This is a genomic window from Streptomyces sp. NPDC107517, from assembly GCF_055582645.1.
Map to the genome: position 1 here is coordinate 94,720 of NZ_JBVJPM010000008.1, position 21,090 is coordinate 115,809.

The 21,090-nt window shown below is 70.8% G+C and carries 20 protein-coding genes; 11 read left to right on the forward strand and 9 right to left on the reverse strand.

The window, feature by feature from the left end:
* Nucleotides 1-27 precede the first annotated feature (27 nt).
* Entirely contained in the window at nt 28-1,275 is a 1,248-nt protein-coding gene (locus tag ACZ67T_RS20050; protein WP_469985654.1) for a polyamine ABC transporter substrate-binding protein, read from the reverse strand.
* A 72-nt stretch (nt 1,276-1,347) separates the two neighbouring features.
* Nucleotides 1,348-2,877 (reverse strand): gamma-aminobutyraldehyde dehydrogenase, encoded by a 1,530-nt coding sequence (locus tag ACZ67T_RS20055; RefSeq protein ID WP_469985656.1) that lies wholly within the window; start codon nt 2,875-2,877, stop codon nt 1,348-1,350.
* Nucleotides 2,878-3,083: 206 nt separating this feature from the next.
* On the opposite strand from ACZ67T_RS20055, the gene ACZ67T_RS20060 reads away from it, so the two are divergent.
* The gene (locus ACZ67T_RS20060; protein WP_469985658.1) at nt 3,084-3,710 is read left to right on the forward strand and encodes an NADAR family protein; all 627 of its coding nucleotides are present in this window, start codon (nt 3,084-3,086) and stop codon (nt 3,708-3,710) included.
* A 24-nt stretch (nt 3,711-3,734) separates the two neighbouring features.
* Here ACZ67T_RS20060 and ACZ67T_RS20065 read toward each other — a convergent pair whose 3' ends face one another.
* Nucleotides 3,735-4,688, reverse strand: coding sequence for a DUF4190 domain-containing protein (locus ACZ67T_RS20065; protein ID WP_469985957.1), 954 nt, complete (start codon nt 4,686-4,688; stop codon nt 3,735-3,737).
* Between the two features lie 110 nt (nt 4,689-4,798).
* On the opposite strand from ACZ67T_RS20065, the gene ACZ67T_RS20070 reads away from it, so the two are divergent.
* The 4 genes from ACZ67T_RS20070 (at nt 4,799) to ACZ67T_RS20085 (ending at nt 8,454) form a co-directional block, all read left to right on the forward strand.
* A complete protein-coding gene (locus tag ACZ67T_RS20070; protein ID WP_469985928.1) occupies nt 4,799-5,860 on the forward strand; it encodes an adenosine deaminase in 1,062 nt (353 codons plus the stop codon).
* Between the two features lie 21 nt (nt 5,861-5,881).
* The gene (locus ACZ67T_RS20075) at nt 5,882-6,562 is read left to right on the forward strand and encodes a glycerophosphodiester phosphodiesterase (RefSeq protein ID WP_469985659.1); all 681 of its coding nucleotides are present in this window, start codon (nt 5,882-5,884) and stop codon (nt 6,560-6,562) included.
* Nucleotides 6,563-6,734: 172 nt separating this feature from the next.
* On the forward strand, nt 6,735-7,877 hold the full coding sequence (locus ACZ67T_RS20080; protein ID WP_469985660.1) for a serine hydrolase domain-containing protein: 1,143 nt from the start codon (nt 6,735-6,737) through the stop codon (nt 7,875-7,877).
* A gap of 187 nt (nt 7,878-8,064) precedes the next feature.
* The gene (locus ACZ67T_RS20085; protein WP_469985661.1) at nt 8,065-8,454 is read left to right on the forward strand and encodes a hypothetical protein; all 390 of its coding nucleotides are present in this window, start codon (nt 8,065-8,067) and stop codon (nt 8,452-8,454) included.
* Nucleotides 8,455-8,478: 24 nt separating this feature from the next.
* Here the strand turns inward: ACZ67T_RS20085 and ACZ67T_RS20090 are convergent, their stop codons facing one another.
* Both ACZ67T_RS20090 and ACZ67T_RS20095 read right to left on the reverse strand, forming a co-directional pair.
* Complete coding sequence (locus ACZ67T_RS20090; RefSeq protein ID WP_469985929.1) at nt 8,479-9,636, reverse strand: polyamine ABC transporter substrate-binding protein; 1,158 nt, start codon at nt 9,634-9,636, stop codon at nt 8,479-8,481.
* A 232-nt stretch (nt 9,637-9,868) separates the two neighbouring features.
* Nucleotides 9,869-11,308, reverse strand: coding sequence for a gamma-aminobutyraldehyde dehydrogenase (locus tag ACZ67T_RS20095; protein WP_469985663.1), 1,440 nt, complete (start codon nt 11,306-11,308; stop codon nt 9,869-9,871).
* Between the two features lie 181 nt (nt 11,309-11,489).
* Between ACZ67T_RS20095 and ACZ67T_RS20100 the strand changes: the two genes are divergently transcribed.
* The 6 genes from ACZ67T_RS20100 (at nt 11,490) to ACZ67T_RS20125 (ending at nt 16,157) form a co-directional block, all read left to right on the forward strand.
* Entirely contained in the window at nt 11,490-11,987 is a 498-nt protein-coding gene (locus tag ACZ67T_RS20100) for an Lrp/AsnC family transcriptional regulator (RefSeq protein WP_206302065.1), read from the forward strand.
* Nucleotides 11,972-13,351, forward strand: a complete 1,380-nt coding sequence (locus ACZ67T_RS20105) for an aspartate aminotransferase family protein (protein WP_469985664.1) — start codon at nt 11,972-11,974, stop codon at nt 13,349-13,351. The genes ACZ67T_RS20100 and ACZ67T_RS20105 overlap by 16 nt, the downstream gene beginning before the upstream one ends.
* 193 nt (nt 13,352-13,544) lie before the next feature.
* Nucleotides 13,545-14,291, forward strand: a complete 747-nt coding sequence (locus ACZ67T_RS20110; protein WP_469985666.1) for an ABC transporter ATP-binding protein — start codon at nt 13,545-13,547, stop codon at nt 14,289-14,291.
* A complete protein-coding gene (locus ACZ67T_RS20115) occupies nt 14,273-15,439 on the forward strand; it encodes a hypothetical protein (protein WP_469985667.1) in 1,167 nt (388 codons plus the stop codon). The genes ACZ67T_RS20110 and ACZ67T_RS20115 overlap by 19 nt, the downstream gene beginning before the upstream one ends.
* 131 nt (nt 15,440-15,570) lie before the next feature.
* A complete protein-coding gene (locus tag ACZ67T_RS20120) occupies nt 15,571-15,978 on the forward strand; it encodes a VOC family protein (RefSeq protein WP_469985668.1) in 408 nt (135 codons plus the stop codon).
* Nucleotides 15,978-16,157, forward strand: coding sequence for a hypothetical protein (locus tag ACZ67T_RS20125; RefSeq protein WP_469985670.1), 180 nt, complete (start codon nt 15,978-15,980; stop codon nt 16,155-16,157). Before ACZ67T_RS20120 ends, ACZ67T_RS20125 begins: the two co-directional genes overlap by 1 nt.
* Nucleotides 16,158-16,189: 32 nt before the next feature.
* Here the strand turns inward: ACZ67T_RS20125 and ACZ67T_RS20130 are convergent, their stop codons facing one another.
* The 4 genes from ACZ67T_RS20130 to ACZ67T_RS20145 all read right to left on the reverse strand — a co-directional run bounded on the left by ACZ67T_RS20130 (nt 16,190) and on the right by ACZ67T_RS20145 (nt 20,910).
* Nucleotides 16,190-16,999 carry a maleylpyruvate isomerase family mycothiol-dependent enzyme gene (locus ACZ67T_RS20130; protein WP_469985672.1) on the reverse strand — a complete coding sequence of 270 codons (810 nt, stop codon included), beginning with the start codon at nt 16,997-16,999 and terminating at the stop codon, nt 16,190-16,192.
* Between the two features lie 10 nt (nt 17,000-17,009).
* Complete coding sequence (locus ACZ67T_RS20135; RefSeq protein WP_469985673.1) at nt 17,010-18,065, reverse strand: ABC transporter ATP-binding protein; 1,056 nt, start codon at nt 18,063-18,065, stop codon at nt 17,010-17,012.
* The gene (locus tag ACZ67T_RS20140; RefSeq protein ID WP_469985931.1) at nt 18,065-19,711 is read right to left on the reverse strand and encodes an ABC transporter permease; all 1,647 of its coding nucleotides are present in this window, start codon (nt 19,709-19,711) and stop codon (nt 18,065-18,067) included. The genes ACZ67T_RS20135 and ACZ67T_RS20140 overlap by 1 nt, the downstream gene beginning before the upstream one ends.
* A 113-nt stretch (nt 19,712-19,824) precedes the next feature.
* Nucleotides 19,825-20,910 (reverse strand): thiamine ABC transporter substrate-binding protein, encoded by a 1,086-nt coding sequence (locus ACZ67T_RS20145; protein ID WP_469985674.1) that lies wholly within the window; start codon nt 20,908-20,910, stop codon nt 19,825-19,827.
* Nucleotides 20,911-21,090: the final 180 nt, after the last annotated feature.

Sequence of the window (21,090 nt, forward strand, 5' to 3'; positions counted from 1 at the left end):
GGGTCAGGGGGCTCGGTGCTGCGGCTCTCACGCGCCGGTGAGCTGGGCGAACTTCTCCTCGAACGCCTTGTCTTCCTTGGACGTGAGCGAGCGGAAGCCGTGCGCCTTGGCACTCATGGTCTTGTCGGGAACGATCAGCGGGTCGTTCGCGATCTTCTTGTCGATCTTGGCGAGTTCGGGCTTCACGCCGTCGACGGGGGTGACGTAGTTGATCCAGGCGGCCAGCTCGGCGGCGACCGGAGGCTCGTAGTAGTAGTCGATGAGCCTTTCGGCGTTCGTCTTGTGACGGGCCTTGTTGGGGATCAGCATGTTGTCCGTCCCGTACATGAAACCGCTGTCGGGGATGTGGAACTTGATGTCGGGGTTGTCCACCTGGAGCTGCACGATGTCGCCCGACCAGGCGAGACAGGCCGCGAGGTCGCCCTTGCTCAGGTCGGAGATGTAGTCGTTGCCGGTGAAGCGGCGGACCTGCTTGCTGTCGACGGCCTTCTGCATCCGGGCTATCGCCGCGTCGAAGTCGTCGGCGGTGAAGGTGCCCGGGTCCTTGCCCATGTCGAGCAGCGTCATCCCGACGGTGTCGCGCATCTCGGAGAGCAGGCCGACCTTGCCCTTCAGCTTGGGGTCGTCGAGCAGCTGCGAGACCGAGGTGACCTCCCTGCCGTTCGTGGCCTTGGTGTTGTACGCGACGACCACGGCGATGCCCTGCCACGGGTACGAGTAGGCGCGGCCCGGGTCCCAGTCGGGGCTGCGGAACTGCGGGGACAGGTTCGCGTACGCGTGGGGCAGGTTGGCGGGGTCGAGCTTCTGGACCCAGCCGAAGCGGATCAGCCGCGCGGCCAGCCAGTCGGTCAGGACGATGAGGTCCCGGCCGGTGTCCTGACCCGCCGCGAGCTGCGGCTTGATCTTTCCGAAGAACTCGACGTTGTCGTTGATGTCCTCGGTGTACTTGACCTGGATCCCGGTGCGCTTGGTGAACGCGTCCAGGGTGGGCCGGTGCTTCTCGTCGTCGCTGAGGTCGATGTACTCGGTCCAGTTGGAGAAGTTGACCACCTTCTCCTTGTCCGAGTGGTCCTCGGACGAGACGCCGCCCTGGGTCTTGCTCGCCGCGGGGATGCCGCAGGCGCTCAGCGACCCGATCCCGCCGACGGCGAGCGCGCCGCCCGCGGAGGCGCGCAGCAGGGAACGGCGGGTCATGGCCGCCCTGCCGTTGCGGAAACTGCGCCGCATGGCGGCGAGTTGTACCGGGGACAGGCTGTCGGGCTCGTACTGCTCCATGCGCTTGGATGCCCTTTCGGGAGGGTCCCTTGCGGGAGGGTGTGCGGCCGCCCCTGGGGGGCGGCCCGATGACTATCGGTCCCCGAAGATCGTGCGGTGCCAGTCCTTCCGGGCGACCGCGGTGTTGTCGAACATGACGTGCTTGATCTGCGTGTACTCCTCGAAGGAGTAGGCAGACATGTCCTTGCCGAAGCCGGACGCCTTGTAGCCGCCGTGCGGCATCTCGCTGAGGATCGGGATGTGGTCGTTGACCCAGACGCAGCCCGCCTTGATGTCGCGGGTGGCGCGGTTCGCCCGGAACACGTCCCTGGTCCAGGCCGAGGCGGCCAGGCCGTAGGGGGTGTCGTTGGCGAGGCGGATGCCCTCGTCGTCGCTGTCGAAGGGCAGCACGACGAGCACCGGGCCGAAGATCTCGGCCTGGACGATCTCACTGTCCTGGGCGGCGTCCGCGACGAGGGTCGGCCGGTAGTACGCGCCCTGCTCGAGGTCACCCCGGGGGATGACGCCGCCGGCGACCACGCGCGCGTAGGAGCGGGCGCGGTCGACGAATCCGGCGACACGGTCGCGCTGGGCGTGCGAGATCAGCGGGCCGAGGTCGGTGTCCGGCGCGAACGGGTCGCCCACCCGGATGCTCTCCATGAGGTCCGCGACGCCCTGCACGAAGGCGTCGTAGAGGGGGCGCTGCACGTACGCGCGCGTGGCGGCGGTGCAGTCCTGGCCCGTGTTGATCAGGGCGCCCGCGACCGCGCCGTGCACGGCGGCCTCCAGGTCGGCGTCGTCGAAGACGACGAACGGCGCCTTTCCGCCGAGCTCCAGATGCAGCCGCTTCACGGTGGAGGTGGCGATCTCGGCGACGCGCTTGCCGACGCCCGTCGACCCGGTGAAGGAGGTCATGGCGACGTCGGGGTGGGCGACGAGGTGCTCGCCGGCGTCCCTGCCCGCGCCCGTGACGATGTTGACGACACCGTCGGGGATGCCCGCCTCGGTCGCGGCCTGTGCGAACAGGAGGGAGGTGAGCGGGGTCAGCTCGGCGGGCTTGAGCACGATGGTGTTGCCCGCGGCGATCGCCGGAAGGACCTTCCAGGCGGCCATCTGGAGCGGGTAGTTCCAGGGGGCGATGGACCCGACGACGCCGATGGGCTCGCGCCGCACGTACGAGGTGTGGTCGCCGCTGTACTCGCCGGCGGACTGGCCCTGGAGGTGCCGGGCGGCGCCCGCGAAGAACGCGGTGTTGTCGACGGTCCCGGGGACGTCGAACTCGCGGCTCAGCTTGAGGGGCTTGCCGCACTGCAGGGACTCGGCCTGGGCGAGGTCCTCGGCGCGCTCGGCCAGGACGCCCGCGAAGCGGTGCATCGCGTCGGAACGCTCGCCCGGCGTGGCGCCGGCCCAGCCGGGGAAGGCCTCGCGGGCGGCCGCGACGGCGGCGTCGACGTCCTCGGTGCCGGCCAGCTCGTAGGTGTAGACGTCCTGGCCCGTGGCCGGGTCGACGACTGCGTGGGTGCGGCCGGATGTGCCCTTGGTGAGGCGGCCCGCGATGTACTGGGCGCCTTCGGCGAACCGGTCCTGGGCCTGGAAGCGGGTGCTGTTGCCAGGGTTGTGCATTATCGCTCTCCTCCGCCGGAGCCCCGTCCCGCGGGGCCGGCGTAGCTCCAGCTCGATTTGAGTGCCGATCCTGGCAGAGGCGATGTACTGCAACAAGTGATTCCGTTGTTGCCTTTTGGTTACGCGACGGAATCTGTCGACCAGGTGTCGAGTCCCCCTGAAAAAGCAGGGACGGAGTGTCAGTGGTGCGTGCCACACTCGCGTGCATGGGGAAGATCGACAAGCCTGAGGGGAACGCGTCCATCCACGATCGGGACTCGCTGGTCAGGGCGGTGGAAGCGGGTGTACGGGTCAAGTACCTGTACTTCTGGGGGCACACACCGCGGGCCGACGGCACGGTCGGGGCGAGCTGCCTGAGTCAGTGGTGGGTCGCGCCGTTCACGGTGGACGGGGTCGAGTACGCGACGGCCGAGCACTGGATGATGGCCGCGAAGGCCCGGCTGTTCGGTGACGCCGAGGCCGAGCGCAGAGCCGTCGGGGCGGCGCATCCCTCGCAGGCGAAGAAAGCCGGGCGCCTCGTGCGCGGCTTCGACGAGGACGTCTGGGCGCGCGAGCGGTTCGGGATCGTCGTCGAGGGCAGCGTGCACAAGTTCGCGGCGCACGCGGATCTGCGGGAGTTCCTGCTCGGGACGGGCGGGCGAAGCGAGATGGGGGTCCCCCCGGCCGAAGGCTGGGGGCGCGTCCTGGTCGAGGCCAGCCCGCTCGACCGCGTGTGGGGCATCGGCCTCGCGGCCGACGCGCCTGCGGCCGCCGATCCGAGACGGTGGCGCGGCGCCAATCTGCTGGGGTTCGCGCTGATGGCGGCGCGTGAGCGGCTGGCGGACCGGGCCTGACGGCCCGGCCCCGCCCGCGGTGTCCTACAGGGCGGCGGAGTAGCCGCTGTCGTCGCCGCTGTCGCTGTCGCTCGACGAATCGCCGTATGCGATGACGAAGAACATCATGATCAGCGCGAGCACCAGACCGCCGATGCCGCAGATCAGTCCGGCCAGGGCCTGGCCACGGTTGGTGGCCTCGCCCCGGTGCGCCTTCGCGCGGCCGATCGCGCCGAAGATGATGGCGAGGATGCCGACGATGATCGCGATCGGCCACAGGATGAAGCCGGCGGCCGAGATGATCCCGAGCGTCAGAGCGGCGACGCCCATGCCGTTGGCGGGTTGCGGCTGCATCCCGGGCCAGCCGTAGCCGGGAACGCCGTGGGCCGTCGAGGCCGGGCCGGTCGCCGCGTGCCGGCCGTAGCCGTAGCCGTACGGGGCGGCCGGGTAGCCGTACTGCATCTGCCCCGGCCCGTCGGGCGAGACGGGCGGCGGGGGCACGGGCTCACCCGGCGGCGCGAAGGGGTTGGCCCCCGGCGCCCAGGGGGCCCCGGCCTGCGCCGCCGGATAGCCGGGGGGCATGCCGTAGGGGGCACCCGGCGGCTGTGCGTGCGGGTGCTGGTGCGGCTGTTGCGACCAGCGGCCGGGAGCCGTCGCGGCGCCCGGGGAAGGCGGGGCGAACGGGTTGTACGGCTCGCTGGGCGAAGTGGGTGCGGAGGGCGCTGCGAAGGGGTCCACCTGCGTTTCGGCGGGGGACGGCGGCGCGAACGGGTTCACCGGCGCCGGAGCAACGGCCCCGGCCTCCCCCTGTGCCACATCCCCCGGCACGGCGTCCCGCGGGCCCGACTCCGCCGGAGCCGCCCACGGGTCCGGTTCCCGCTTCCCCAGGGACACCCCCTCCCCAGGCTGCTCCCCCGGCCCCCGCTCCGGCGCAGCCGCCGAACCGTAGCCGCCCTCAGCGCGCTCGGCGCCCTCTCTGCCTTCTGTGTCCTCGGACATCGCTCGCTCGTCCCCCTTCTGCTCCCACCCGGACGTCCCGTCATGCTACGGCCGCCGCCGGGTCGCGGACCTGGCCCGCCTACGATGACTGCGACCCACCCGATCAGTCGATCATCCAAGTTCCTGGGGAGGAATCCGTGACCGATCTGCATGCCTTCATCGCCGGACTGCCAAAGGCAGAGCTGCATGTGCACCATGTCGGCTCGGCGTCCCCCCGGATCGTCTCCACGCTCGCGGCCCGCCACCCGGACTCCAAGGTCCCGACGGACCCCGAGGCACTGGCCGACTACTTCACGTTCACGGACTTCGCGCACTTCATCGACGTATACCTCTCGGTCGTCGACCTCGTGCGCACGCCGGAGGACGTCCGCCTCCTCACGTTCGAGGTCGCTCGGGACATGGCCCGGCAGAACGTGCGCTACGCCGAACTGACCCTCACCCCGTACTCCTCCGTCCGCCGCGGCATCGACGAGTACGGCTTCATGGAGGCGATCGAGGACGCCCGCAAGGCGGCCGAGGCCGAGTTCGGCACCATCCTGCGCTGGTGCTTCGACATCCCCGGCGAGGCCGGGCTCGAGTCCGCCGAGGAGACCGTGCGGCTCGCGACCACCGACACGATCCGTCCGGAGGGCCTCGTCTCCTTCGGGCTCGGCGGGCCCGAGATCGGCGTGCCGCGGCCCCAGTTCAAGCCGTACTTCGACCGGGCGATCGCCGCGGGCCTGCACTCCGTACCGCACGCCGGCGAGACCACGGGCCCCGGCACGGTCTGGGACGCCCTGGTCCACCTCGGCGCCGAACGCATCGGACACGGCACGACGTCCGCCCAGGACCCGGAGCTCCTCGCCCACCTCGCCGAGCACCGCATCCCGCTCGAGGTCTGCCCGACGTCGAACATCGCGACGCGCGCCGTGAAGACCCTGGAGGAGCACCCCGTCAAGCAGTTCGTCGACGCCGGGGTCGTCGTCACCGTCAACTCCGACGACCCGCCGATGTTCGGCACGGACCTCAACAACGAGTACGCCGTCGCGGCCCGCCTCCTCGACCTCGACGAGCGGGGCGTGGCCGCGCTCGCCAGGAACGCGGTGGACGCGTCGTTCCTCGACGAGCCGGGCAAGGCCCGTATCGCCGCGGAGATCGACGCGTACACGGACACGTGGCTCGCCGGAGCCTGACCGGCTGACCACAATGGGCCCATGCGTACCGTGACTGCCGTGGCCCACCGGGGTGACCCCTACCGCGTCCGTGAGAACACCCTCGCCTCCCTGCGCTCCGCGCTGGAGCAGGGGGCGGACGCGGTCGAGATCGACGTCCGTCTGACCCGCGACGGCGTGCCCGTGCTGCTGCACGACTCCACTCTCAAGCGGCTGTGGGACCACGACCGCCCGCTCTCCGCGCTCTCGTACGACGAGGTGCGCGGCCTCACCGCGGGCGGCGTGCCCACCCTCGAACAGGCCTTGGAGGTACTGGCCGAGCGGCGGGTGATGGTGGACCTGCCGGGCGCGGACGCGCGCGTGGTCCGTACGGTCATCGGGGTCATCCGGGACTGCGGCGCCGACGAGCGTGCCTACTACTGCGCGGGCGCGGAGACGATGCTGGCGGTGCGGCGCGCGGACCCGGCCGCCGAGATCGCGCTGACGTGGACGACGCTGGCCCCGCCGCGGCCCGGGCTGCTCGAAGCGGTCGGGCCGGCCTGGCTCAACTACCGTTTCCCGCTGGTCAGTCGGGAGCTGGCGGCCCATGTGCACCGCCAGGGCCTGCTGGTCTCCGCGTGGACCCCGGACACGAAGTCGGCGATGCGCCGCCTCCTCGGCCTCGGCGTCGACTCGATCACGACGAACCGCATCGACGTGCTGTGCGGACTGCGCGGCAACTGACCGCCGGACCCCGCCCCTTAGGGGTGAACCCCCACAACTTCCTTTCCTCCGGGGTCGGTTGGCCCTGGCCGACTCCAGGGACGGTGCCCTCCTCACCGACGATCCGGTGCTCTTCGGGCCGCCGCAGGATGGCCGTGTCCGCAAAGCCGCCTCACCTCGCCCGGAGCGCCGCATGCCCGCACGCACCCGCCGTACCGTCCTTGCCTCCGCCCTCGTCCTCGGCCTCGCCGCGGGCCCGCTCGCCGTACCGGCCCTGGCGGACGCGCCCGCCCGGGCCTCGGCCACGGCGCACCGCCCGGACCAGGCCGCGCTGCGCGAGGCGATCTCCGGGCTGCCGAACGCGGACGCGACTGCCGCGCTCGTGCGCGTCGGCGGCACGGACGGCACCTGGCGCGGCAGTTCCGGCGTGCGTGACCTGGCCTCGGGACGTGCCGCGCTCGACGAAGGCCGGTTCCGCGCGGGCTCGACGACGAAGGTCGTCACGGCGGCGGTCGTGCTCCAGCTCGCCGCCGAGCGCCGCGTGAATCTGGACGCGCCGGTGCAGCACTATCTGCCGGACCTCTTCGAGGGGAAGGGCTTCCGGCCCATATCCGTACGCCGGCTGCTGAACCACACCAGCGGCATCCAGGCCGGTGACGGCTTCGGCGACGACTTCGAGGACGCGTACGCGCACCGCTTCGACACCCTCACCCCGCAGGCCGTCGTGGCGTCGGCGCTCGCGAAGGGCCCGTCGTTCGACCCGGGCCGGCGGCAGCAGTACCTCAACATCAACTACACGGTTCTCGGCATGCTGATCGAGAAGGTCACTGGTCACACGTACGCGGACGAGGCCACCCGGCGCGTCCTGCGTCCCGCCGGGATGCGCGCCACGTCGTTCCCGGGCGCCGATCCCGTGATCCACGGCCCGCACAACCGCGGCTACCAGCTGGACCGCGGCCGGTTCGTCGACGTGACCGAGTGGAACCAGTCCGACCGGTGGGCGGCCGGCGACATGATCTCCACGACGGAGGACCTGGAGCGGCTGCTGCGGGCGCTCTTCGGCGGCCGCCTCGTGCCCGGGCCCCAGCTCGAGGAGATGTTCACGGTGCCCTCGGACGTGCCGGGGGCGACCATGAGCGCGGGGCTCCAGCGCCTCGAGGCCGGCGGCACGGTGTACTGGGGCAAATCCGGATCCCGCTACGGGTACGTGACCGGGCTCGCCGCGACCCGCGATCTGTCACGGACCGTGGTCTACTCCGTCGGCGCGACGGACGCCAAGGGCGACGCGATGAATCCCGTCGCCGAGCGCATCATCATGGCGGCGGTCAAGGGCTGACCGGCCCGCCAGTACCCCGTCCGGGCGGTGCTGGGCCGTTCGAGTGGCGCATCTCACGGGACCCCTTTAGCGTCGGAACGAGCACCACGGGGCCCAGGGCCCCCCGATCTGCCGGGAGGGTACTTTGCGGAGCAAAACACTGAAGGCGGCGCTCACACTCAGTGCTGCCTCATCCCTCGCAGCAGCCATGGTTCCGGCCTCCGCCTCCACCGCGGCGCCGAAGCCACAGCCACAGCACTCCGACACGGTGCTCGTCGACTGCACCTGGCAGCCACAGGTGCGGCCCACCGACTTCATGCTCGCGTGCGGGGACGGCAACAGCCTCCTCACCTCGCTCAAGTGGTCGCAATGGGGTCCGTCCTCGGCGGTGGCCACGGGCAATAGCGTGGTCAACGACTGCAAGCCGTACTGCGCGGCGGGCAAGTTCCGCACGTACCGCGTCACGGTCCGCCTCGACCAGCCGCGGTCCTGGACCAAGCACCACGACCGCCGGCACTACTCGCGCATCACGCTCACCTATCCGGACGGCCACCCGGAGGCGTTCCGGCGGGTCATGACCACGCCCCTGTGGAACTGACCGCGCCGAAGCCGGCCGGTCCCCTCACAGCCCCGCGATCGCGTTCCACCGCTTGGCGAGTTCCGGGCGTTCCTTCGACGTGATGTCGCGTGCGATGGCGAGCCGCGCGCGCATCGTGGCGTCGGGGAAGATCAGCGGGTCCTCGGCGAGGGCCGCGGTGTCCTTGTCCTTGGAGTCGGCGAGGATCTCGCGGGCGGCCGGCACGGGGCTCACGTAGTTGACCCAGGTGGCCAGCTCGGCGGCGACCTCCGGCCGGTAGTAGAAGTCGATGAGGCGCTCGGCGTTGCGCTTGTGGTCGGCGAGGTTGGGGATCATCAGCGACTCGGCCCACAGCTCGCCGCCCTCCTCCGGCACGACGAACTCGATGTCCGGGTCGTCGGCCTGGAGCTGGATGACGTCACCGCTGTAGGCCTGGCAGGCGAGGACATCGCCGCTGGAGAGGTCCTTGATGTAGTCGTTGCCGGTGAAGCGGCGGATGTGGTGGCTCTTGACGAGCTTCTCGACCTGGTCGCACACGTGGTGGAAGTCGTCCGGGGTCCACCGGGTGATGTCGACGCCGTTGCCCTGCATGAGCAGCGCGAACGACTCGTCGAGCCCGGACAGCAGCGTGACCTTGCCCTTGAGGTCGGCCGCCCACAGATCGGACACGTGCTTGATCTCGCGGCCGACCCTGCGCTTGTTGTACGCGATGCCGGTGATGCCGGACTGCCACGGCACGGTGTACTTGCGGCCGGGGTCGAAGTGCGGTGAACGCAGCAGCGGGTCGAGGTACTTGGCGACGTGCGGCTGACGGGCGCGGTCCATCTCCTGGACCCAGCCGAGCGTCACGAACTTGGCGCACATCCAGTCGCTGATGACGATGAGGTCCCGGCCGGTCTTCTGGTGGTTCATCAGGGACGGGCTGATCTTGCCGAAGAACTCGTCGTTGTCGTTGATCTCTTCGGTGTACTTGACGTCGATCCCGGTCTGCTTCTGGAAGGCGTCGAGCGTGGGCCGCTTCGACGGATCGTCGTCGTCCACGTCGATGTAGAGCGGCCAGTTGGCGAAGACGAGCCGCTTGTCGGTGCCGGACCGGTCGGTCGCGGCGCGGTCGCCCGGCGCGACGTACGCGGCGGGCACACCGCATCCCGAGGCGAGCGCGCCGACCGCGGCGGCCGCGGCGCCACCGCCCAGGGCGCGCATCAGGGAACGGCGGGACAGGGACTGCTTGGGGTTCCTCGAGGTCGCTCGCACCTGTGCAGGATGCCCGCGGCCGGCGGGCCCGGACAATGGACGCTGCGTCAAGCCGACGGGGTGAGAGCCGACACACTGTCGATCACCCGGCGCCCGCCGTGCGGTGGCGCTCCCCGGACACGCCACCGCCCCCGCGCGGCCGGAGCCATGCGGGGGCGGTGGAGCGGATCGGTGCCGCCGATCAGCCCTCGATCGACGTCATGACGTGCTTGATGCGCGTGTAGTCGTCGAAGCCGTACGCCGACAGGTCCTTGCCGTAGCCGGACTTCTTGAAGCCGCCGTGCGGCATCTCGGCGACCAGCGGGATGTGGGTGTTGATCCACACGCAGCCGAAGTCGAGGATCTTGGACATGCGCATCGCGCGCGCGTGGTCCTTCGTCCAGACCGAGGAGGCCAGCGCGTACTCCACGCCGTTCGCCCACTCGACGGCCTGCGCCTCGTCCGCGAAGGACTGGACGGTGATGACCGGGCCGAAGACCTCGTTCTGGATGATCTCGTCGTCCTGCTTGACGCCCGAGACGACGGTCGGGGCGTAGAAGTAGCCCTTGTCGCCGACGCGGTGGCCGCCGGCCTCGACCTTGGCGTGCGCCGGGAGGCGCTCGATGAAGCCGGTGACCTGGGCGAGCTGGTTCGGGTTGTTGAGCGGCCCGTAGAGCACGTCCTCGTCGTCCGGCTGGCCGGTCTTCGTGTCGGCCGCCGCCTTGGCGAGGGCCTGGACGAACTCGTCGTGGATGGACTCGTGGACGAGGACGCGGGTGGCGGCGGTGCAGTCCTGGCCCGCGTTGAAGAAGCCCGCCGTCGAGATGTCCTCGACGGCCTTGGCGATGTCGGTGTCCTCGAAGACGACTACCGGAGCCTTGCCACCGAGCTCCAGGTGGACGCGCTTGACGTCCTTGGCGGCGGACTCGGCGACCGAGATGCCGGCGCGCACGGAGCCGGTGATGGAGGCCATCGCCGGGGTCTTGTGCTCGACCATCGCGCGGCCGGTCTCGCGGTCACCACAGATGACGTTGAAGACGCCCTTGGGGACGATGGAGCCGATGATCTCGGCGATCAGGACCGTGGAGGCCGGGGTGGTGTCCGACGGCTTCAGGACGACCGTGTTGCCGGCGGCGAGCGCCGGGGCGAACTTCCAGACGGCCATCATCATCGGGTAGTTCCACGGCGCGACCTGGGCGCAGACGCCGATGGGCTCGCGGCGGATGATCGAGGTCAGGCCCTCCATGTACTCGCCGGCCGAGCGGCCCTCGAGCATGCGCGCCGCACCCGCGAAGAAGCGGATCTGGTCGACCATGGGCGGGATTTCCTCGGACCGGGTCAGGCCGGTCGGCTTGCCGGTGTTCTCGACCTCGGCGGCGATGAGTTCCTCGGCCCGCTCCTCGAACGCGTCCGCGATCTTGAGGAGGGCCTTCTGGCGCTCACTGGGCGTGAGGTCGCGCCAGGCCGGGAACGCGGCCTCGGCGGCGGCCATGGCGGCGTCCACATCGGCGTCGCCGGACAGCGGGGCGGTCGCGTACGCCTCACCGTTGGCCGGGTTGACCACCTCGGTGGTCCGTCCGTCGGCGGCGTCCCGGAACTCACCGTCGATGTAATTGCGCAGACGACGCAGCTCGCTGGTCACTGAGGCGGCCCTCCTGGTCGGATGTCCATTGGATGAGATACCACCCTAATCTGTCGCCCCACGCTTTCAACACCCCCCACCCCGCCAGATCTGCGAAATCCGTGAACTTCGAGCCCTCAAACAACGAATTTCATCGATCCAGGCTTGCGGAACTGTCGACTCCTCGTGCATGGTGGGGGACGTGGCCAGTCGCAGCGCAGACCCAAAGGGATCGAGGAACGGCACCGGCACCCCGCCGCTCGACGCCGTTTCCCTCGCCATCATCGAACAGCTCCAGGAAGACGGGCGTAGGCCGTACGCCGCCATCGGCAAGGCCGTCGGCCTCTCCGAAGCGGCCGTGCGACAGCGCGTCCAGAAGCTGCTCGACCAGGGCGTGATGCAGATCGTCGCCGTCACGGACCCGCTCACCGTGGGATTCCGCAGGCAGGCGATGGTCGGCATCAACGCGGAGGGCGACCTCGATCCCGTCGCCGAAGCGCTGACGGCCATGCCGGAAGTCGAGTACGTGGTCATGACCGCGGGCTCGTTCGACCTCCTCGCGGAGGTCGTGTGTGAGGACGACGACCAGCTCCTGGACGTCATCAACAAACGCATCCGGGCCCTTCCCGGCGTGCGCTCCACCGAGAGCTTCGTCTACCTCAAGCTCAAGAAGCAGACCTATATGTGGGGAACCCGATAGCCGTGAGCAAGGACCTCAGCCGAACCGCGTACGACCACCTGTGGATGCACTTCACCCGCATGTCGTCGTACGAGAACGCGCCCGTTCCCACCATCGTGCGTGGCGAGGGCACCTACATCTACGACGACAAGGGCAAGAAGTACCTCGACGGGCTCGCGGGCCTGTTCGTCGTGCAGGCCGGCCACGGACGCAGGGAGCTCGCCGAGGTCGCCGCCAAGCAGGCGTCCGAGCTGGCCTTCTTCCCCGTGTGGTCGTACGCCCACCCGAAGGCTGTGGAGCTGGCCGAGCGCCTCGCCCACTACGCCCCGGGTGACCTCAACAAGGTCTTCTTCTCCACCGGTGGTGGCGAGGCCGTCGAGACCGCCTGGAAGCTTGCGAAGCAGTACCACAAGCTGAACGGCAACCACACCAAGTACAAGGTGATCTCCCGCGCGGTGGCCTACCACGGCACCCCGCAGGGCGCGCTGTCCATCACCGGCCTGCCGGGCCTGAAGGCCCCGTTCGAGCCGCTGGTGCCGGGCGCGCACAAGGTCCCGAACACCAACATCTACCGCGCCCCGATCCACGGCGACGACCCCGAGGCCTTCGGCCGCTGGGCCGCCGACCAGATCGAGCAGGAGATCCTCTTCGAGGGCCCCGAGACCGTCGCCGCGGTCTTCCTCGAGCCCGTGCAGAACGCCGGTGGCTGCTTCCCGCCGCCGCCCGGCTACTTCCAGCGCGTGCGCGAGATCTGTGACCAGTACGACGTGCTGCTCGTGTCGGACGAGGTCATCTGCGCCTTCGGCCGCCTCGGCACGATGTTCGCCTGTGACAAGTTCGGCTACATCCCGGACATCATCACCTGCGCCAAGGGCATGACCTCGGGCTACTCCCCGATCGGTGCGACCATCGTCTCCGACCGGATCGCCGCGCCGTTCTACAAGGGTGACAACACCTTCCTGCACGGCTACACCTTCGGTGGCCACCCGGTCTCCTCGGCCGTGGCGCTCGCCAACCTCGACCTGTTCGAGCGCGAGGGTCTCAACCAGCACGTGCTCGACAACGAGGCCAACTTCCTCAAGACGCTGCAGAAGCTGCACGACCTGCCGATCGTCGGCGACGTCCGCGGCAACGGCTTCTTCTACGGCATCGAGCTCGTCAAGGACAAGGCCACCAAGGAGTCCTTCACGGACGAGGAGTCGGAGCGCGTGCTCTACGGCTTCGTGTCCAAGAAGCTCTACGAGTACGGCCTGTACTGCCGCGCCGACGACCGTGGTGACCCGGTCATCCAGCTGTCGCCGCCGCTGATCTCGGACCAGTCCACGTTCGACGAGATCGAGGGCATCATCCGCCAGGTCCTCACGGAGGCCTGGAGCAAGATCTGAGCCTGACGGCTCCCGCGGCCCGGCTGCGCCCATCCGAGTGAGATGGGGGCGGCCGGGCCGCGTCATTTCCCGACCCGCGCCGGCGAATACCTAGCGTGCCCAGTGACCGATCGGCCCTGCCTTCGTTCCCCCGTAAGGGGGACGGCTCGTCTACGGCATTTCTGATCTGCAGTCTCTGAACGAGGTGTTCGCCATGGTGGCCCCGCCGGACAACGACGTGCTCTGGGCACGTGCCCTGCACTTCTCCCACAACGGCTCGCCCGCGCTCACCGGCGTTTCGCTCGGTGTCCGCGAGAGCGAGATCCTCGCCGTCACAGGACCGCGTGGCAGCGGCAAGACGACGCTCCTGCAGTGCCTCTCCGGCCAGCTCCTGCCGCAGCAGGGCGAGGTCTGGTTCAACAGCACCCCCGTGCACACCATGGGCCCGCTCGTCCGGGAACGGCTGCGCCGCGACCGCTTCGCCTGGATCGACCCCGAGCCGCACCTCGTGCCCGAGCTGAACGCCTGGGAGAACACGGCGCTCGCCCTGATGATGCGCGGCGGCAGCCGCCGCGCCGCCAAGGCCTCCGCCCTGGAGTGGCTGGAGCGGCTCGACATCGGCATGTGCGCCCGCAAGCGCCCGCACGCCCTGCTCCAGTCGGAGCGCCAGCGCGTGGCCATCGCCCGCGCCCTGGTCACCGCACCCTCCGTGCTCTTCGCCGACGAGCCCACGGCGCCCCTGCACCGAGCCGACCGCGCCCACGTCCTGCGCACCCTGATGGCCGCGGCCCGCTCGCACGGCATCACCGTCGTCCTCGCCACGCACGACACCGAGGTGGCCGCCCTGGCCGACCGCTCGGTGTCGCTCCTCGACGGGCGCCGCGTGAACACGGTCCATCTGCCCGGGGTACCCGGCGGCACCGACGCGGAAGGCCGGGCCGCGTGCTCGCTCTCCGTCTAGCCCGCGGGGGCCGGCCCCTCGTCCAGTTCCGCAGGCTCCTGGTCGCGGCCGCCTCCGCCGGCACAGGATTCCTCCTGCTGTGCACGCTCGGCTACGCGATGGGCCACCCCGACGCCTCGACCGGATCCGTACTGCGCCTCGCCTGGTGCCTGGTGCCCATCGCCGCGACCGTCCACCTCGCCGTCGCCGTCGCCCGCACCGACCCGGGCACCCGGCCGCGTCCGGGCCTGTCCGCGGTCGGCCTGGGGCCCGCGCGCCTCACCCTGATCTCGGCGGTCTCCACCGCGGCCGCCTGCACGCTCGGCTCGATGCTGGCGCTGCTGTTCTTCCTGCACCTGCGCGGCGACTTCTCCGGGCTGCCCTTCGACGGCGCCGCCCGCGACCTCCTCGCCGCCGACCGGCCCCTGCCCCTGGCCGCCACCCTGACCCTGCTCGCCCTGGTCCCGCTCGCCGCGTCCACCGCCTCCGCCGTCGTGCTGCGCCCGCGCGCCGTCAAGGCCGGCGAGCCGCAGCCGGATCCGCGCGATCCCGCCGCCCCGGTACCCGCGCCGACCGGTCTGCCCTGGGGCGTGGCCCTGCTGGCTGCGGGCCTCGCCGTGGAGACGTACGCCTCCCGCGCGCAGGGCACCGCGGGGTTCCCCATGCCGGGCGGTCTGGGCGGCAGCCCGGCAGGCGTGCTGGCCGGCTGGACGCTGACGGCCCTCGGCCTCGCGCTCGCGGGTCCCGGGCTCACGTACCAGTGCGGCCGGGCCCTTCAGGCGGTGCGGCCCGGAGCGGCGCGGCTCCTGGCGGGCCGGGTGCTCCAGGAGGAGGCCCGCCGCATCGGCCGCCCCCTGGGCGTGGTCTGCGCAGTGGCCTCCGGTGCGTACGCGGGGCTCACCCTCTGGTCGGGGCGTCAGCCCGACCTCGGTCCGATGTCCGCGCTCGGCGCCGTCCTCGTCATGGGCTGTACGGTCGCCACGCTCCTGACGGCCGCGATCGAGGCCAAGCACGCCCGCTCCGACACCACGGCCGCCCTGCTCCGGCTCGGCGCCCCCGTGAGTCTCCTGCGGAGTGCGGCCGGGCTGCGCGCGGCCGCACTGCTCGCCGTGTTCGGGCCGCTGACGTGGGTGGTCGCGGAACTGGCGGCGCTCCCGCTCGCCGGCTGAGCGGAGCCCGCACAAGGAAATCCAAGGAGAGTGCGCGGCGGGCGATGAGTTACCGGTCGGCGGCCCGTCTAACTCTGCGTACGGCACAGCGACGCCGCACCGACACCAGCGAGCGAAAGAGACGGACCGCCATGTACCAGCAGATGATCTTCCCGAACCTCGCCGTGAACGACCTCGACGCGTCGAAGAAGTTCTTCACCGAGCTCGGGTACTCGATCAACCCGCAGTTCTCCGACGAGACCTGCGCCTCCGTGGTCGTCAGCGAGCACATCGTGGTCATGCTGCTCACCAAGGAGAAGTACGCCGCCTTCACGAAGAAGACGATCGTCGACTCGACCAAGAGCACCGAGGTGCTGCTGTGTCTGAGCGCCGAGAGCCGCGAGAAGGTCGACGAGCTCGTCGACAGGGCGATCGCCGCGGGCGGCACCGAGACCGGCGAGAAGCAGGACCACGGCTTCATGTACGGTCGCGCCTTCGACGACCCGGACGGCCACACCTGGGAGATCATGTGGATGGACCCGGCGGCCGTCCAGGGCTGATGGCCCTGGGTACCGCGGCCTGGCACGGGCGGGTGCAGACCCCTGAACCCGCCCCGCGCAGGCCCGCGATCCCGCACACCGAAGCCGGCTGTGCGATCGGGACGCTCGACGGGTTCGACGAGGTCGTCGCCGCGCACGGCTCGCTCGCGGGCCGCAGCGTCGGGCCCTTGCCGGGCTGAACTCTCTGGTGGGCTTGCCGGAGCCGCCTCGGCTACCCGAACGTCGCCCATGCGAGCCAGAGGTCCAGCAGCTCCCGCTCCCCCAGCACCTCCACGTGTCCGCCGTCGAGGGGTGCGCGCCGATAGAACGCGAGCAGTACGTCGGTCAGCGGCCCCCGCAGCGCGACGGTCGCCTTCTCGTGGCCGCGGCGCCACGTGAAACCGTCCTCGCCCAGCTCGACCAGCCATTCGGCGTTCAGCTCGGGCGGTGTGCCGGTGGCGTGGAGGTGCAGGCTGCGCCCGCCGCCACGCAGCTCCGCCGCGCTGCCGGACGGGTCGGACCGCTGGGCGTGGGCGACGATCTGCAGCCACTCGTCGATCGCGTCGGCGGCGAGCTCGGGCGCCACCTCGTACGCGGCCCGCGCCGTGAGCGCCGCGTCCGCCCGGTGGATCACCGTCTCGTGCGTCATGCGGCGGGCCCAGAAAGCGGCGGTGCGATCCCAGGACCAGGTCCACAGGCGCGTGCCGGGGCCCGCGGCGCGCAGCGCCCGCGCGGTCAGCTCGGCGCCTTCCACGAGCCAGGCCGCGAGCGCGGCCGGGTCATCGCTCCCGGGTCCGTCGAAGCCCGGAACCTTTTCCTCGGGGACCTCCTCGGTGGCCCCGGTCCGCACGATCGTCTCGACCCAGCGGTGCGCGCCTCCGAGGTGCACGACGAGATCACGCAGGGTCCAGTCGGGGCAGGTCGGCACGGTCGCCGTGAGGTCGGCACCGGCGAGATGCCCCGCCAGCAGAGCGGTCTGCTCGACGACTTCGTCGCAGTAGCGGTCATGGGCGAGCTGTCCGGGTGCCGCGGTCTCCGTCATACGGCGGACCCTATGCGGCGGACGCGCCGTCCAGCACCACGATTTCGCCCGCGTCGAACGCCACCCCGACCTCGCCCCCCGGGTCCGGCGCGTCCCGCAGCGCGCAGGCCGCTTCGAGGCGGGGTGCCTGCCCGGCCTGGAGGTGCACGGCGACATGCGTGCCGCGGAAGGTGCGCGCGGTGACCGTGCACGTCAACTGGGCCTCGGCGGCGGGTACAAGGCGTACACCCGCGGGCCTGACCAGAATCCGGCCCGGGCCCTGCGGGGAGCCCGCGGGGACGGGGACCTTGCCCCACGGCGTGTCCGCGGCCTCGCCGGCGACCGTGGCCTCGACCACGTTGTCGAAGCCGAGGAAGCGCGCCACGAACTCGTCGGCAGGGTGCTGCCACACCTCAAGTGGTGTACCGGACTGGGCGATCCGTCCGTCACGCATCACCACGACGCGATCGGCGAGCGCGAAGGCCTCGCCCTGGTCGTGCGTCACGGCGAGCACGGTCGTACCCAACTCGCCGAAGAGTTCCCTGAGTTCGACGACCAGGCGCTCCCGCAGCGAGCGGTCGAGCTGACCGAGCGGCTCGTCGAGCATGAGCAGACGAGGGCGGGGAGCGAGCGCCCTGGCGAGAGCGACGCGCTGCTGCTCGCCGCCGGACAGCGAGGCGACGGCACGCCGCCCGGCTCCGGGCAGCCCGACGAGCTCCAGCAACTCCCCTACACGATCCTGCTGTTCGGCGCGGGAGGCGCCGTGCATCCGCAGCCCGAAGGCGACGTTGCCGCCCACGTCACGCTGCGGGAACAGCTGGTGGTCCTGGAACATGAGGCCGACGCCCCGCCGGTGCGCGGGCACGCCCGCCTGATCGCGGCCGTCGAGGAACACGCGGCCTCCGTCGAGCCCCTGGAGCCCGGCCACGACCCGCAGCAGCGTCGACTTGCCGCTGCCGCTGGGGCCGAGCACGCACACGATCTCGTGCTCGGCGACCTTCAGACCGACCCGGTCGAGCGCCGCATGCGCCGTTTCGGACGGGCCACCGAAGCGTACGGTCGCGTCGTCCAGAGTCAGCAGGGCCATCAGAACTCCCCCGTCGTACGGTCCGTGCGGATGCGTTCGAGCAGCAGCAGCGACACCGCGCACACCACCATGAGAATCGTCGAAAGGGCCATCGCCTGGCCGTAGTTGAGGTCACCGGCGCGCCCGAGGAGCCGGGCCACGGCGACGGGCAGGGTCGGGTTGTCCGGGCGGGCGATGAACACGGTCGCCCCGAACTCGCCGAGCGACACGGCGAACGCGAACCCGGCCGCGATCAGCAGCGCCCTGCGCACCATCGGCAGATCGACCTCGCGCCAGGCCCGCAGCGGCGAGGCGCCGAGGACGGCGGCGGCCTCGCGCAGCCGCCCGTCGACCGCGCGCAGGACCGGCAGCATGGTGCGGACGACGAAGGGCACCCCGACGAGGGCCTGGGCCAGCGGCACCAGGATCCACGCGCCGCGCAGGTCGAGGGGCGGCTTGTCCAGCGTGATCAGAAATCCGAAGCCGACGGTGACGGCCGAGACGCCGAGCGGCAGCATGAGGAGCGCGTCGAAGCCCCGCACGAGACGGCCGGCCATGGGGGTCCCCCCGCTCGAGCGGAGCCGAGAGTGGGGGAGCGTCAGGGCCGCGGCGGCGAGGCCGCCGATCACGACGGCGACGGCGGTCGCGGCGAGCGCGTACATGAGGGAGTTCCCGACGGCCTCGATCGGCGGCACCAGGAACACGCCGCTGTCGGACGAGGTCAGTGCCCTGTAGTAGGCGAACCCGAAGCCGTCGGGACCGTCGAACGAGCGCTGGATGAGCACGCCGAGCGGCAGCAGGACCAGCACCGCGACCGTGGCGACCACCCCGGCGAGCAGCGCCCACTGGCTCGCGCCGCGCGGGCGCCGCGCGGTGTGCGCCACGTCGACGAGACGCAGCGCGCTCTCCCGGCGGCGCACGCTCCAGGCGTGCACGGCGAGGATGATCCCGACGGCGGCGAACTGCACGATCGTGAGGACGGCCGCCGTGGAGAGGTCGAAGATCTGCGCGGTCTGCCGGTAGATCTCCACTTCGAGGGTGGAGAAGGTCGGCCCGCCGAGGATCTGGACCACGCCGAACGACGTGAACGTGAAGAGGAAGACCATCAGCGCGGCGGCCGCGACGGCCGGTCCGAGCGCGGGCAGCGTCACCTTCCGCCAGGCCGTCCAGCGGGAGGCGCCCAGCATCCGCGCGGCCTCCTCCTGCCGCGGGTCGAGCTGCGACCACAGTCCGCCGACGGTGCGGACGACCACGGCGTAGTTGAAGAAGACATGGGCGAGCAGGATGGCCCACACGGTGGTGTCGAGGCGTACGCCCCACAGGCTGTCGAGCAGCCCGCCGCGGCCGAGCAGCGCCAGGAACGCCGTGCCGACGACGACGGTCGGCAGCACGAACGGCACCGTGACGGCGGCCTTCAGGACCTGCTTGCCCCTGAACTCGAAGCGCGCGAAGACGTACGCGCCGGGGAGCGCGATCAGCAGCGTGAGCGCCGTCGACGCGAGCGCCTGCCAGGTCGTGAACCACAGGACATGCCGGATGTCGGGCTGCCCCAGCACATCGGCGATCCGCCCCACCTGCCAGTGGCCGCCCGCCTTCAGGCCGCGGGAGACGATCGCCGCGACCGGATAGGCGAAGAACAGCACGAAGAACGCGACGGGCACGGCCATCAGGCCGAGCCGCACCGCGCGCCCGCGCCCCTCGAGGGACTTCACCGAGGACTTCACCGAGGTCTTTGCCGGGGGCTTTACCGGTTTCTCCACCGCAGGCCCCGCGGGCGGCGTCACTTCAGTACGAGTGAGGTCCACGACTTGACCCAGGCGTCACGGTTGTCGGCGATCTTCTTCGGCGCCATGGTCTTCGGGGCGTCGACCTTGACGTCGTACTTCGCGTAGTCGGCGGGCAGGGCTGCGTCCTTCGTCACCGGGTCCACGAACATGTTCAGCGGCATGTCCTGCTGGAACTCCTTCGTGATCAAGAAGTCGAGGAGCGCCTTGCCGCCCTTCTCGTTCTTCGCGTTGCTCAGCAGGCCGGCGAACTCGGTCTGGCGGAAGCAGGTGCCGGTCGCGACCCCGGTCGGGGCGGTCTTCGGCTGCGGGTCCGAGTAGATCGCCTCGGCCGGCGGCGACGACGCGTACGACACGACGAGCGGCCGGTCACCGCCCGCCTTCCGGCCGCCGGCGGAGCCCGAGAACTCCTCGTTGTACGCCTGCTCCCAGCCGTCGACGACCTTCACGCCGTTGGCCTTGAGCTTCTTCCAGTAACCCTGCCAGCCCTCGTCGCCGTACTGGGCGGCGCTGCCGAGCAGGAAGCCGAGGCCGGGCGACGACGTCGACACGTTCTCCGTGACGAGCAGGTTCTTGTACGCGGGCTTCGCGAGGTCGTCGAACGAGGCCGGCGGCGTCAGCTTGTGATCGGCGAAGTACTTCTTGTCGTAGTTGACGCAGATGTCGCCGGTGTCGATCGGGGTGACGCGGTGCTTGTCCCCGTCGAGCTGGTACTCGGGGCGGACCCGGTCCAGGCCCGTGGCCTTGTACGGCTGGAAGAGACCGTTGCCGAGGGCTCGCGACAGGAGCGTGTTGTCGACGCCGAAGAGGACGTCGCCCTGCGGATTGTCCTTGGACAGGATGGCCTTGTTGACGGCCTCGCCCGCGTCACCGTCCTTCAGGACCGTGACCTTGTAGCCGGAGCTCTTCTCGAAGTCCTTGAGCACGCTCTTAGAGACGGCCCACGAGTCGTGGCTGACGAGAGTGACGGTCTTGGAGTCCGCAGAGTCCTTGCCGGACCCGGATCCCCCGCACGCGGAGAGTGTGACGAGTCCGAGACCGGCCGCCACGGCGACGGCCGTGGCCTTGATGGTGGTGCTCACTTAAGTTCCCTCCTGGGTGACCAGGAAGAGACGCGGCCCTGCCCGGGATCGCGGACGATTCCGGGCAGGGCACAACAGCTTGAGTGATGACCGAACTTCCTACCCAGAATGACCTGGGCAAGGTTCAGAGGGTCTGCGGCCGATGCCGCACTCTCAGCGCTGTGGCGCTCCCCTGTCGGA

Coding starts and splice junctions, on each gene's coding strand:
- ACZ67T_RS20050 (WP_469985654.1), bottom strand. CDS start 1,275: ATGGAGCAGTACGAGCCCGACAGCCTGTCCCCGGTACAACTCGCCGCC.
- ACZ67T_RS20055 (WP_469985656.1), bottom strand. CDS start 2,877: ATGCACAACCCTGGCAACAGCACCCGCTTCCAGGCCCAGGACCGGTTC.
- ACZ67T_RS20060 (WP_469985658.1), top strand. CDS start 3,084: ATGGGGAAGATCGACAAGCCTGAGGGGAACGCGTCCATCCACGATCGG.
- ACZ67T_RS20065 (WP_469985957.1), bottom strand. CDS start 4,688: ATGTCCGAGGACACAGAAGGCAGAGAGGGCGCCGAGCGCGCTGAGGGC.
- ACZ67T_RS20075 (WP_469985659.1), top strand. CDS start 5,882: ATGCGTACCGTGACTGCCGTGGCCCACCGGGGTGACCCCTACCGCGTC.
- ACZ67T_RS20080 (WP_469985660.1), top strand. CDS start 6,735: ATGCCCGCACGCACCCGCCGTACCGTCCTTGCCTCCGCCCTCGTCCTC.
- ACZ67T_RS20085 (WP_469985661.1), top strand. CDS start 8,065: ATGGTTCCGGCCTCCGCCTCCACCGCGGCGCCGAAGCCACAGCCACAG.
- ACZ67T_RS20090 (WP_469985929.1), bottom strand. CDS start 9,636: ATGCGCGCCCTGGGCGGTGGCGCCGCGGCCGCCGCGGTCGGCGCGCTC.
- ACZ67T_RS20110 (WP_469985666.1), top strand. CDS start 13,545: ATGGTGGCCCCGCCGGACAACGACGTGCTCTGGGCACGTGCCCTGCAC.
- ACZ67T_RS20120 (WP_469985668.1), top strand. CDS start 15,571: ATGTACCAGCAGATGATCTTCCCGAACCTCGCCGTGAACGACCTCGAC.
- ACZ67T_RS20125 (WP_469985670.1), top strand. CDS start 15,978: ATGGCCCTGGGTACCGCGGCCTGGCACGGGCGGGTGCAGACCCCTGAA.
- ACZ67T_RS20130 (WP_469985672.1), bottom strand. CDS start 16,999: ATGACGGAGACCGCGGCACCCGGACAGCTCGCCCATGACCGCTACTGC.
- ACZ67T_RS20135 (WP_469985673.1), bottom strand. CDS start 18,065: ATGGCCCTGCTGACTCTGGACGACGCGACCGTACGCTTCGGTGGCCCG.
- ACZ67T_RS20140 (WP_469985931.1), bottom strand. CDS start 19,711: ATGGCCGTGCCCGTCGCGTTCTTCGTGCTGTTCTTCGCCTATCCGGTC.